The 12,446-nt window shown below is 71.5% G+C and carries 7 protein-coding genes and 1 pseudogene; 1 reads left to right on the forward strand and 7 read right to left on the reverse strand.

Annotated features, from left to right (window positions below):
• Nucleotides 1–54: 54 nt before the first annotated feature.
• The 7 genes and pseudogenes from ACFQ7C_RS13575 to ACFQ7C_RS13605 form a co-directional block, all read right to left on the reverse strand.
• Nucleotides 55–1,869 (reverse strand): DEAD/DEAH box helicase, encoded by a 1,815-nt coding sequence (locus ACFQ7C_RS13575; RefSeq protein ID WP_378902434.1) that lies wholly within the window; start codon nt 1,867–1,869, stop codon nt 55–57.
• Nucleotides 1,870–2,017: 148 nt separating this feature from the next.
• Nucleotides 2,018–4,840, reverse strand: coding sequence for an FtsX-like permease family protein (locus tag ACFQ7C_RS13580; protein WP_378901905.1), 2,823 nt, complete (start codon nt 4,838–4,840; stop codon nt 2,018–2,020).
• Nucleotides 4,837–5,556, reverse strand: a pseudogene (locus ACFQ7C_RS13585) (ABC transporter ATP-binding protein). Before ACFQ7C_RS13585 ends, ACFQ7C_RS13580 begins: the two are co-directional and overlap by 4 nt.
• Nucleotides 5,553–6,170 (reverse strand): PadR family transcriptional regulator, encoded by a 618-nt coding sequence (locus tag ACFQ7C_RS13590; RefSeq protein WP_378901908.1) that lies wholly within the window; start codon nt 6,168–6,170, stop codon nt 5,553–5,555. Before ACFQ7C_RS13590 ends, ACFQ7C_RS13585 begins: the two are co-directional and overlap by 4 nt.
• 41 nt (nt 6,171–6,211) lie before the next feature.
• Entirely contained in the window at nt 6,212–7,423 is a 1,212-nt protein-coding gene (locus tag ACFQ7C_RS13595; RefSeq protein WP_378901911.1) for an ABC transporter permease, read from the reverse strand.
• Complete coding sequence (locus ACFQ7C_RS13600) at nt 7,420–8,274, reverse strand: ABC transporter ATP-binding protein (RefSeq protein ID WP_378901914.1); 855 nt, start codon at nt 8,272–8,274, stop codon at nt 7,420–7,422. The genes ACFQ7C_RS13595 and ACFQ7C_RS13600 overlap by 4 nt, the downstream gene beginning before the upstream one ends.
• On the reverse strand, nt 8,271–9,200 hold the full coding sequence (locus ACFQ7C_RS13605) for an efflux RND transporter periplasmic adaptor subunit (RefSeq protein ID WP_378901917.1): 930 nt from the start codon (nt 9,198–9,200) through the stop codon (nt 8,271–8,273). Before ACFQ7C_RS13605 ends, ACFQ7C_RS13600 begins: the two co-directional genes overlap by 4 nt.
• A 225-nt stretch (nt 9,201–9,425) precedes the next feature.
• Here ACFQ7C_RS13605 and secA point away from each other — a divergent pair, with 225 nt between their 5' ends.
• Nucleotides 9,426–12,263 (forward strand): preprotein translocase subunit SecA, encoded by a 2,838-nt coding sequence (gene secA / locus ACFQ7C_RS13610; protein WP_378901920.1) that lies wholly within the window; start codon nt 9,426–9,428, stop codon nt 12,261–12,263.
• The last annotated feature ends 183 nt before the right edge of the window (nt 12,264–12,446 follow it).

Raw genomic sequence — 12,446 nt, forward strand, 5'->3', positions numbered from 1 at the left:
GGGGGGGGCGCGGGGGGGGGGGGGGCGCGGGCGCCCGCCCCCGCCGCGGCCGGGTCAGCCGTCGCTGCGCTTGTGGCGCGGCTTGCGCGCGGGACGGTCGTCGCCGTACGAGCCGCGGGAGCCCGAGTCGCGGTACGACCCGCGGCTCTGCGAACGATCGCCGTAGCCGGCGCCCTTGTCGCGGTACGAGCCACCGGTGGCGTCCTTCCGGCGCTGCGGGCGCCCGGTGTCGGGACGCAGCTCGATGAGCTGCCCCGAGATGCGGGTGTCGGCGAGCCGGTCCAGCGCCTCGGCGGGCAGGTTCGCCGGCAGTTCGACGAGCGAGAAGTCCGGCATGATCTTGATCGCGCCGAAGTCGTCGCGGCGGAGGCCGCCCTCGTTGGCGAGCGCGCCGACGATCTGGCGCGGCTCGACGCGCTGACGCTTGCCGACGTTGATGCGGTAGGTCGCGAAGCCCTCGCGCGGCGTGCGGCGCTCCGGCCGGTCGCCGCGCTCGCCGAACGCGGGGCGCTCGCCGCGGTCCGTGCGCTCGGCTCGCTCGCGTCGCGGGGCCGGCTCAGGGTCGGGCTCGAGGAGGAGAGGCGTCTCACCCTGGGCGACGACCGCCAGGGCGGCTGCCACGTCGACCTCGGGAACGTCGTGGTTGCGCACGTAGTGGGCGACGATGTCGCGGAACGCCTCGATGCGCTCGGCCTCGCCGAGGGCGGCCGTGATGCGGTCGTCGAAGCGCGACAGCCGGGTCACGTTCACCTCGTCGACGCTCGGCAGCGGGATCTCGGTGAGCTCCTGGCGGGTGGCCCGCTCGATCATCTTGACGAGGCCGCGCTCCCGCGGCGTGACGAAGCTGATGGCGTCGCCCGAGCGGCCGGCGCGGCCGGTGCGGCCGATGCGGTGGACGTAGGACTCGGCATCCGTCGGGATGTCGTAGTTGACCACGTGCGAGACGCGCTCGACGTCGAGACCGCGCGCGGCGACGTCGGTCGCCACGAGGATGTCGAGCTTGCCCGACTTCAGCTGGTTGACCGTCTTCTCGCGCTGCGGCTGGGCGATGTCGCCGTTGATCGCGGCGGCGGAGTAGCCGCGGGCACGCAGCTTCTCCGCGATCTCCTCGGTGATCGAGCGGGTGCGGCCGAACACGATCATGCCGTCGAAGTTCTCGACCTCGAGGATGCGCGTGAGCGCGTCCATCTTCTGCTGCCACGCGGTGACGAGGTAGCGCTGCGCGATGTTGGCGGAGGTCTGCGTCTTCGCCTTGACCGTGATCTCCTCCGGGTCGTGCAGGTACTGCTTCGACATGCGGCGGATCGTGGCGGGCATCGTTGCCGAGAAGAGCGCGACCTGCTTGGTCTCGGGGGTCTCGGCGAGGATCGTCTCGACGTCCTCGGCGAAGCCCATCTTGAGCATCTCGTCGGCCTCGTCGAGCACGAGGTACTGCAGCTCCGAGAGGTCGAGTGTGCCCTTCTCGAGGTGGTCGATGATGCGGCCGGGGGTCCCGACGACGATGTGCACGCCGCGTCGGAGGGCGGACAGCTGAACGCCGTAGCCCTGGCCGCCGTAGACGGGAAGGATGTGCACGTCCTTCAGGTGGGCCGCGTACTTCTCGAACGCCTCGCAGACCTGCAGCGCGAGCTCGCGCGTGGGGGCCAGCACGAGCGCCTGCGGGGTCTTCTGGCCGAGGTCGAGACGGTCGATGATCGGCAGCGCGAAGGCGGCCGTCTTGCCGGTGCCGGTCTGCGCCATGCCCACGACGTCGCGGCCGCCGAGCAGCGTCGGGATGGTCGCCGCCTGGATCGCCGAGGGGGTCTCGTAGCCGATGTCCTTGAGGGCCTTGAGGACGGGCTGGCTCAGCCCGAGGTCGGAGAAGGTCATCGCTGCGGGCTCGGTCTGAGCCTCGGCTTCGATCTGGTCGGCGTTCGTGTGCACAGTCAACCGTAGCGCGGTGCGCCTGTGAGGCGACAGGATGCCGCCTCCCTGCGCCCGCGAAGGGCGCGGGAGGGCAGCATCCGATCGTCCCGCGTCAGGTGATCGCGGTGCGGCGGGTGAGGTCGGGATGACGCGGTGGGACCAGCCACGCGACCGCCGTGACGGCGACCGGCAGCGCGAGTCCGAGCAGCGCCAGCCACGGCCACGGCGTGTCGGCCAGCAGGTACGACTCGGGATTCGCCTTCGCGTAGCCCCACACCGACAGTGCGCCGGTCGCGGTGCCGATGACCGCTCCGACGCCGACGATGATCGCGGCCTGCCAGGCGTTGACGTTGCGTCGCAGCAGCCGGCTGCCGCCGATCGCGGTCAGCGTCGCGTCGTCGGGCCGGCGCTCGAACCGGGCGAGCCCCAGGCTCACGGCCGCGGCCGCGAGCACGAGTGCGACCGCCACGCCCGTGATGAGCCACAGCCACGGGTCGACCGGGGCGGGACCGGTCTCGACCCAGGCGTAGAGGCCGGCATCCTCCGCGATGCGCAGCTCGACGGTCTGCCCGGTCAGCCGGTCCACCGTCGCGGCGGGAAGCGGCTCGTCGTAGATCGCGACGATCGCGCTCGGCACCAGCTCGACGCCGAGGGCTGCGGCCGTGCGCGGGGCGACGATGACCTGGTGCGGCTGCTGGTGTCCGGGATCGACGAGGACGGCGGAGAGCGGATGCTGCGCCATCGGCTCGACTGCCGACCCGTCGCCCATCTCCATGAGCTCCAGGTAGTCGGCCGCCGTCCACTCCGTCACGATCACGTGGCCGGCTGCCGTGAGGAAGCCGGGATCGGTGACGACCGCCCCGCCGTCGCGCAGGATCGCGCGCGCCGCGTCGTCCAGCGGCACCCCGAGCAGGGTCTCCACGGCGGACGGATCGACGACGGACAGCATGCCCGACGCGCGCTCGTACGCCTCGAGGTCGCAGTCGTCCGCGCACCAGTCGTAGCTGTGGCGGGCCACGCCGAACGTCGTCGCCGCCGGATCGGCGGGCGCTCCCATCGCATCCGTCTCCGGCCCTCTCGGCGTCTCGACCAGGGCCGTCGCCTCGGGCGACGTCGAGGCGACGATCTCGTCCGCCGCTGCGAGCAGCTTCTCCGACGTGTCGGAGCCCACCTGCCACAGCTGCACCGACAGTGCGCCCTCCGGTGCCTGGTACCAGTGCTGGCGAGCGTTGCCGGCCGCGGTCATGGCCGTGAGCGACAGCACCAGGGACGCGGCGAAGATGCCGGCGCCGATGACGGCGAACGCCGGCACCACGCGCGAGGGGTGCGCGGCGGCATCCCGACCGGCGAGGCGTGGGGCGAGGCCGAGGCGGGAGGCCGCCTTCGACAGCTGCACCAGAACCCAGTGCGACGGGATGAGAAGCCCGATCTGGAAGATGATCGGCCCGAGCGCGACCGCATAGACGGCGACGTAGAAGGGCGGGGTGTCGGTGTCGCCCCGCGTGGCGACCGTCGCCGCCATGTACATGCCGCCCAGGACGAGGGCGACGATGCCGGTGACCATGACGAGGAGTCCCCACACCGGCCGGTGCGGTCTGAGCAGCGCGGGGCGGCGCGCGCCACGGAGCGCCGCGAGCGTGTCGCCGCGCATCGCCGCCCGTGCGGGCGCGACGGCCGCGATCGTGCCGACGAGCACGGCGAAGACGATGATCGGCGCGATCAGGTGCCAGGGCACGGTGAAGCCGAAGTTGCCCCAGAAGGTGCCGAGCGCACCGCGGTCGGTCGCGGCGAGCACGACCGCGGCGGCTCCGAGCCCGACCGCGGTGCCCACGAGCCCTCCGACGACGCCGAGGACGGTTCCCTGCAGCAGCACGACGCGGAAGACGTCGCCGCGGGCCGCGCCCACGCTCGCTGCGACCGCGAGCGCCTGCTGCTGCCGGCGGGCGGTCACCGAGAACGCGGCGCCCGACAGGAGGACCGTGATGTAGCCGCAGACCGTCGCGGCGATCGCCCCGACGAGCATGACGTTCCACAGCGGCAGCGACCCGTCGCCCCACGACGTGCGCGCCGATCCCGCCGGCGGATCCAGCACGAGGTCGCGGGCGTAGGCGATGAACCCCTCGCGATTGAGTGCGGCGAGCTCTGCGACGCCCGGCTGCCAGTCCGCCACGTACCACCGGTTCGTGGCCGGGTCATCGGTGGTCGCCATGCTCGGCGGAAGGAACAGCGTGACGCTCTTCGCCTCGGCGCCGGCGGGTCGCAGCGTGCCGGTGACGGTCAGCGTGACGCCCGCGTCGGGGAAGTCGACCGCGTCGCCGATCTCGGCGCCGATGCGCTCCAGCGCCCCGGGCGTGGCCATGAACTCGTCGGGGCGGGTCGGGGCCACACCGTCGATCGGCACGTACAGACCGGCGAACGACGGGGCCCAGACCTCGCCCGACGTCGCCGTGAGCCACGCGACGCCGTCTTCGGTCTCGACCGCGGCGGATCCGTACTGCTGCACCGGCAGCACCGTCGCGTCGTCGGGGACGGAGTCCGGCAGTTCTGTCGGGCGCGGGAGGAACGGGTTCAGCGGGTTTCCCGACTCGTCGGTGGCCACCCGGTTGTCGTACGGCTGATCGACCGACTGCCACCGCGTCGGATCGGGTCCGCCGGTCACCTCGAGCCAGGACTCGTTCGCCCCCAGCTGGAGCATGACGCGATCCTGAGGCGACCCGTTGTGGGACTCCCAGAACGCCGCCGCCCCGGCCAGCCCGGCGACGGGCAGTGCCACCAGCGCCACGACGAGCGCACTCGCCCCCTTCGTGCGCCAGGTCTGCCGTCGCGCCAGGCGCGCCGCGACCCGCCACCGCCCCCAGCCCGGCGCACGGCGCGGGGGCGCAGCATCCGTGTCGTCCGTCGTGTGCAGGCGGGGCGCCTCGAGCAGCTCCGTCATCGCGATCCGGACAGGAGCGAGTCCGCGCTCGCACGGCGCGACTCGTCGATGATGCGGCCGTCGCGCAGGAACACGATGCGGTCGGCGAAGGCGGCGTGGCGGGCCTCGTGGGTGACGAGGATGCCGGCGGCCCCGGCGTCGACCCGCGCGCGCAGCATCTTCAGCACCATCTCGCCCGTCACGGAGTCCAGCGCGCCGGTGGGCTCGTCGGCCAGGATCAGCCGGCGACCACCGACGACCGCCCGGGCGATGGCCACGCGCTGCTGCTGTCCGCCCGACAGGTCGTCGGGATACGAGCCGGCCTTGGCCTCCAGGCCCACCGAGGCGAGCGCGTCGCGTCCGGCGCGTCGCGCCGCCCGCGAGCGGAACCCGTCGAGCTCGAGCGGCAGCGTGACGTTCTCGAGCGCGGTGAGCGTCGGGATGAGGTTGAAATCCTGGAACACGAACCCGAGCGAGCGGCGACGCAGGCGCGCCAGCTGCGAGGGCGTCTGCTCGCTGAGTTACGAGCCCTCGACGATCACCTCGCCGGTCGTCGGGATCGCGAGGCCCCCGGCGATCGAGAGCAGGGTCGACTTGCCCGACCCCGACGGTCCCATCACCGCGACAAGCTCGCCCTGGCTCACCTCGAAGTCGACGCCCGAGAGCGCCGAGACGGCGGTCGCACCCGTGCCGTACTGCTGCGTCACCCCGATGAGCCGCAGCACGGTGTCGGTCATCGCGCCTTCTCGGCGGCGACGGATGCCTCGGCCCTGGCCGGGCGTCCGCGCTTGGGCTTGTCGGTGGACAGCTCCAGGGCCATGGCGTGGTCCGGATGCAGCGCCAGTCGCTGCTCGGAGTGGTCGAGCCAGCGCACCTCGGCCTCGGCCGCGAAGATCATCGAGTCGACGACGAGCGACCACGCCAGCTCCTCCGGGCCGTCGGGGTTCGCCCCGGCGTACTTGGCGCGGTTGAGCTCCTGCAGCTGCGCGAGCGACGAGCGGCGCTGCGTCTGGATGATCCCCGACACGTCCACGCCGGGCAGGGTCGCGGCCACCGCGAGCTTGATCGCGAGCTCGTCGCGGGTGCCCTGCGCACGCTGCACCGGGGAGGCCAGCCAGTCCCGCACCTCGCCGGCACCGGCATCCGTGATCCGCCAGTAGACGTGGCCGTGCTCGTCGACGTCGCCCTTCTCCACCAGTCCGTCGCGCTCGAGGCGGTCGAGCGTGTTGTAGATCTGGCCCACGTTGAGCGGCCACGTCGATCCGGTGCGCCGGTCGAACTCGGCGCGCAGCTGATAGCCGTAGCACGGGCCCTGGTCGAGGATCGCGAGCAGGCTCTGTCGAACGGACATGGGGATCTCCTTCGGGTCGGAGGGTCGGAAGCCCTGAGCAGCTAGAAGCGGAGTGCGTCGATGACGTTGGAGCGCACCGCCATGAGCGCCGGGATGAAGCCGGCGAGCGCGCCGATGGCGACGGCGGCGACGAGTCCCGTGACGGCCGCGCGCACCGGGAAGGGCGGGATGTCCTGCAGGCCGTGGAACATGTCCATCACGAACGGGGCCTTGAGGACGGCGACCGCGATCGCGATGCCGATCACGCCCGCGACCGCTGTCGCCACGACGCTCTCGAGCAGCACCGACGTGAAGATCCGGCCCTGCGTCGCGCCGAAGCTGCGGCGCACGCCGATCTCGCGGATGCGCTGGCGCATCGCGACGAGCTGGATGTTGACGAGCCCGAGCCCGCCGAGCAGGAGCACGAGCCCGGCGATCGCGCCGGTCACGAGCTCGAAGACCGCGGTCGAGCTCTGCATCTCGGGGCGGGACGCCCAGTCGGTGCGCGTGACGTTCACCTGGATGCCGTCGTCCAGCCCCGCACGCAGGTCCGCGGCGAGCACCGGGCCGATCCCGGCGACCTCGCCCTCGGGGATCCACACCTCGTACATGACGTTCACGTCCGCGGGGAGGGCATCCCGATGCGCGGCGTAGGAGTCGAACATCATCGTCAGGCGCTTCTCCTCGTCTCCGGCGTACTGCCGCGGAGTCACGCCGATCACCGGATAGGAGCCCGCGCCGTCGCCGGTGAGGGTCAATGCGAAGCCGGTGCCGAGGTCGGGCCGGCCGTAGACGTCCCACAGCGCCTCGGTGATGACCACCGGCGGGGCGAGCAGCTCCGCGTCGGAGTCCTCGAACCAGCGGCCTTCGAGCAGGGGAGTGCGGTGGATGACGGGGTAGGCCGGGTCGACGAGGCGCGCGTTGAGCGGGCGCACCTGCTCGGGGGTCTGCACCTGCAGCTGCACCGGGTCGACGATGCGGGTGAGGTAGGTGAACGAGTACCGCTCCGCCACGTTCGCCACGTGCGCGTCGAAGGACTCCCAGTCCATCGGGGCGCCGTCGGTGCGGGACGCCGACAGCGAGACCGTCGCCGGGCGCCCGCCGCTCTGGTCGGACTGCTCCGCCATCTGCTGCTGCTGATACTCGCTGAGCGCGACCACGGCGGTGAGCGCGCCGACCGAGACCGCGATGCCGATGAGGCTCAGCAGCACCCGCAGCTTGTGGTGGCGCAGCTCCGACCACGCCTCGCCCAGTGCTCCCACGAAGCCGCTCACGACGCCACCTCCGCGCGCTCGGGCTGCTCGTCCCACGTGGCGGAGTCGACGGATGCCGCGTCCTCGGACACGTCGACGTGCTCGGGCCCTTGGGCGCCCTCGGGCTCGCCGACGCTCTCGGCGAGCTCGGGCGCGGTCGCCTCGTGCGGCGCCGAGGCAGGTGTCGCGAGGTCGAAGGGCGTCAGGACACCGGCCTCCAGGCGGAAGTGCCGCCGGGCACGCGCGGCGACATGGAGGTCGTGCGTGATGGTCACGAGGGCCGCATCGGCCTCCGAGGCGATCTCGTCGAGGAGCTCCATGACGCTCGCCCCCGTCTCGACGTCGAGGGCGCCGGTGGGCTCGTCGGCGAGGATGAGCGCCGGGCGCCGCACGAGCGCGCGGGCGATCGCGACGCGCTGCTGCTCGCCGCCCGACAGCTGCTCCGGGGTCGACTCGAGACGATGGCCGAGGCCGACCCGCTCCAGCATGCGGGTCGCGGCGCTGCGGCGCGTCCAGAACGCGCGTCCCGACGCGTACCCGAGCGGCATCTCGACGTTCTCGAGCGCCGTGCGTCCCGCGAGCAGGTTGAACTGCTGGAAGACGAAACCCACGTTGCGGCCGCGGAGCCGGTCGAGCCTCCCGCGTCGCATCTTCCGGACCGGTTCGCCGTGGAACCAGACCGCACCCTCCGAGGGGGAGTCGAGCATGCCGAGCAGGTTCAGCAGGGTCGACTTGCCCGAGCCGCTGCGCCCGACGATCGCCACGTGATCGCCGGCGGCGATCGCGAGGTCGACGCTGCGCAGGATGTCGAGACGCGTGTCGTCGGGCAGCAGCACGTGCTTCGCGACGCCCTCCAGCCGGATGAGACTCACCAGTTCCACCCCGCGGGCTCGCAGAACTCGCCGCCCATGCCGTCGTCGTAGCAGACGGGCTCGTCGGCCGCGGCGACGCCGGGCACATACTGGCGCACCTGCTCGCCCTCGTCGAGGCCGGTGGTCACCTCGACGATCGTGCCGTCGCTGACCCCGAGCGCGATCGTGCGCTCCTCGAGCTCCCCGTCGCCCCCGTCGACCCAGACCACGCCCGAGCCGGCACCGCCCTTGACGGCGGTCGTCGGCACCACGAGGACGTCCGACACCGTGCCGAGGTCGATGTCGAGCTGCGCCTGCAGCCCGGCGAAGACGACCTGGTCCGCCGGTACGGCGCACGTGACGGTGGTCGTCCCGTCGTCGGCGACCTCCACCTTCAGGCCGGTGCAGGTGAACGGCGCCGGGCCGCCTTGGATCGTGACGGAGCCCTCGGTCGGAGCACCCTGGAGCCGGTACAGCTGCACCGGGTCGACGGTCGCCCGCACGTGGTACCGCGCCGGCGTCAGCTTCGCGAGCTCGCCGCCGATCGACGCGGGCTGGCCCTTCACGACCGCGATCTCGGTCACGTCGCCGGCTTCCGGCGCCAGGACGTCGACGTTCTTGACCGGATCGGCCTGCTTCACGGTGAACAGCTTCTGCCCAGCGGCGACCGCCTGCCCCTCGCCGACATGGACGGCGGTGACCGTGCCGTCGATCTCCGAGCGGACCGGATATGCGCCGTCGCGTGCGATCGTCCCCGTCAGGCTCAGCGCGTTGGCGACCTGGGCGCGCTCGACCGGCACGACGGGATCGGCGATCTGCGCGGAGGGCTGCAGGGCGGCTGTCGGCGCGGTGTCGGGGAAGAACGCGATCTTCACCAGGGCGAGCGCAGCCGCCCCCAGCACGAGCACCAGCAGGATCGGGAAGATCCATCGACGCCAGACAACCATGTCGCACCTCTCCGTAGGGGGCATACCGAGTATGTAGTGACCGAGTATATGCATACCCGGAATGCATGCGAACGGATGCCGCGACCCTGCGCGTGTCGCGCGCTCACACCCAGCGCACACCAAGGTCACGGGTGGATAACATAGGCAGGTATGCCTGGGGCCATGCACCCGGGCGGCACTGGCGCCGTTGCGCCGCTCCCGAAAGCCAGAAGATGGAGACACTCCGTGGCCAACCCCCTCGAGAAACTGCTTCGCGCCGGTGAGGGCCGCATCCTCCGGCGGCTCCAGCAGGTCGTGAAGGCCGTCGGCGCGCTCGAAGAGGACTACGAGCACCTCACCGACGAAGAGCTCCGGGGCGAGACCGCAGAGCTGCGCGCGCGCTACCAGGCCGGCGAGACCCTCGACCAGCTCATGCCCGAGGCGTTCGCGGCCGTCCGCGAGGCCGCCAAGCGCACCCTCGGCCAGCGCGCCTACGACGTCCAGATCATGGGCGGGGCGGCGCTGCACCTCGGCAACATCGCCGAGATGAAGACCGGTGAGGGCAAGACGCTCACCGGCGCGTTCCCGGTGTATCTCAACGCGATCGCCGGCGAGGGCGTGCACGTCGTCACCGTCAACGACTTCCTCGCGTCGTACCAGTCCGAGCTCATGGGCCGCATCTACCGCGCCCTCGGCATGACCACCGGCACGATCGTCGCGGGCCAGACGCCCGAGGTCCGTCGCGAGCAGTACAACGCCGACATCACCTATGGCACGAACAACGAGTTCGGCTTCGACTACCTGCGCGACAACATGGCGTGGCGCAAGGAGGACCTCGTGCAGCGCGGTCACTTCTACGCGATCGTCGACGAGGTCGACTCGATCCTCATCGACGAGGCGCGCACGCCGCTCATCATCTCGGGACCGTCCTCGGGCGAGGCGAACCGCTGGTTCGTCGAGTTCGCGAAGATCGCCAAGACCCTCGAGTCCGGCGTCGACTACGAGGTCGACGAGAAGAAGCGCACCATCGGCGTGCTGGAGCCCGGCATCGAGAAGGTCGAGGACTACCTCGGCATCGACAACCTGTACGAGTCGGCGAACACCCCGCTCATCTCGTTCCTCAACAACTCGATCAAGGCGCTCGCGCTCTTCAAGCGCGACACCGACTACGTCGTGATGAACGACGAGGTCATGATCGTCGACGAGCACACCGGCCGCATCCTCGTCGGACGGCGCTACAACGAGGGCATCCACCAGGCCATCGAGGCCAAGGAGGCCGTGCCGGTCAAGGCCGAGAACCAGACGCTCGCCACCGTCACGCTGCAGAACTACTTCCGCCTGTACCAGAAGCTCGCGGGCATGACCGGTACCGCCGAGACCGAGGCGGCCGAGTTCATGTCGACCTACCAGCTCGGCGTGGTCCCGATCCCGACGAACAAGCCGATGATCCGCAAGGACCAGGCCGACCTCGTCTACAAGAACGAGACCGCGAAGTTCGCGCAGGTCGTCGAAGACATCGCCAAGCGCCACGAGGTCGGTCAGCCGGTGCTGGTCGGCACCGTCAGCGTCGAGAAGAGCGAGTACCTCTCGCGCCTGCTCGCCAAGAAGGGCATCAAGCACGAGGTCCTCAACGCGAAGAACCACGCGCGCGAGGCCGAGATCGTCGCGCGGGCCGGTCGCCTGGGCGCCGTCACCGTCGCGACCAACATGGCCGGCCGCGGCACCGACATCATGCTCGGCGGCAACGCCGAGTTCCTCGCGGTGCAGGAGATGAAGACCAAGGGCCTCGACCCGGTCGAGACGCCCGAGGAGTACGAGGCCGAGTGGGACACGGTCTACGAGTCGACGCGCGACCGCGTCGCCCAGGAGGGCACGAAGGTCGTCGAGGCGGGCGGTCTGTACGTGCTCGGCACCGAACGCCACGAGTCGCGCCGCATCGACAACCAGCTGCGCGGTCGCTCGGGCCGTCAGGGCGACCCGGGCGAGAGCCGCTTCTACCTGTCGCTGACCGACGACCTCATGCGCCTGTTCCAGTCGGGCGCGGCCGAGGCGATCATCGCCCGCACGAACTTCCCCGACGACGTGGCGATCGAGTCGGGCATGGTCACGCGCGCCATCAAGTCGGCACAGAGCCAGGTCGAGGCGCGCAACGCCGAGATCCGCAAGAACGTCCTCAAGTACGACGACGTCCTCAACCGGCAGCGCGAGGCGATCTACTCCGACCGCCGCCACATGCTGCAGGGCGACGACATCGCCGACCGCGTGCAGCACTTCATCGAAGACGCCATCAACGCCGTGATCGACGACCACACCGGTTCGGGCCACAGCGAGAACTGGGACTTCGACGCGCTGTGGACGGAGCTCAAGACCCTCTACCCGGTCGGCGTCACGATCGACGAGGTCGTGGCCGAGGCCGCGGGCCGCAAGGGCGGCATCACCGCCGACGGACTCAAGCGCGAGATCCTCTCCGACGCGCGCATCGCCTACGACAAGCGTCAGGACTCGCTCGGCGAGGCCGCGACGCGCGAGCTCGAGCGGCGCGTGGTGCTGCAGGTGCTCGACCGCCGCTGGCGCGACCACCTCTACGAGATGGACTACCTCAAGGACGGCATCGGCCTGCGTGCCATGGCCCAGCGCGACCCGCTCATCGAGTATCAGCGCGAGGGCTACCAGATGTTCCAGGCCATGATGGGGCAGATCAAGGAGGAGTCGGTCGGCTACCTCTACAACCTCGAGGTCGAGGTGCGCCGTCAGGGCGAGGCAGGGGCCGAGCAGGTGACTCAGGTCGAGGCCAAGGGTCTGGGCGCGCAGCCGGTCGAGACCCAGCGCCTGCAGTACTCGGCGTCGAACGACGCCGGCGAGGTCGAGGTGCGCAACGATCGCGGCCAGGTGCAGCAGGCGGCGACGACGCGTCTGCGCCAGGCCGCCGCGGCCGCCGCGGCAGCGTCGGCGCCGCAGCAGGCACCCGCCGCCGAGCCGCAGCGCGGAGCATTCGGCCAGCGGACGGATGCCGACGCCCCGGCCGCCGCGCCGGCCCCGATGAACCGCGCGCAGCGTCGCGCGGCGGAGCAGCGCAAGAAGTGATGCGGATGCCGCGGGCTGCGGCATCCGTCCCCCGTCTCCGTTCGTGAGACCACTGTCGGCGGGCGCGATCCCGGGCCACACCCCCGGTGTCGTCCGCCGCCGGTCGTCTCACCGGCGCGGGCCCCCCGGCCGCCCTGTGGCCCGACCCGCCCCCGCTATCCGGATACGAGGAGTGCCCCCCGC

Origin of the sequence: Microbacterium sp. NPDC056569 (assembly GCF_042793475.1) — a bacterium.
Taxonomy (GTDB): domain Bacteria; phylum Actinomycetota; class Actinomycetes; order Actinomycetales; family Microbacteriaceae; genus Microbacterium.

Coding starts and splice junctions, on each gene's coding strand:
- ACFQ7C_RS13575 (WP_378902434.1), bottom strand. CDS start 1,869: ATGACCTTCTCCGACCTCGGGCTGAGCCAGCCCGTCCTCAAGGCCCTC.
- ACFQ7C_RS13580 (WP_378901905.1), bottom strand. CDS start 4,840: ATGACGGAGCTGCTCGAGGCGCCCCGCCTGCACACGACGGACGACACG.
- ACFQ7C_RS13590 (WP_378901908.1), bottom strand. CDS start 6,170: ATGTCCGTTCGACAGAGCCTGCTCGCGATCCTCGACCAGGGCCCGTGC.
- ACFQ7C_RS13605 (WP_378901917.1), bottom strand. CDS start 9,200: ATGGTTGTCTGGCGTCGATGGATCTTCCCGATCCTGCTGGTGCTCGTG.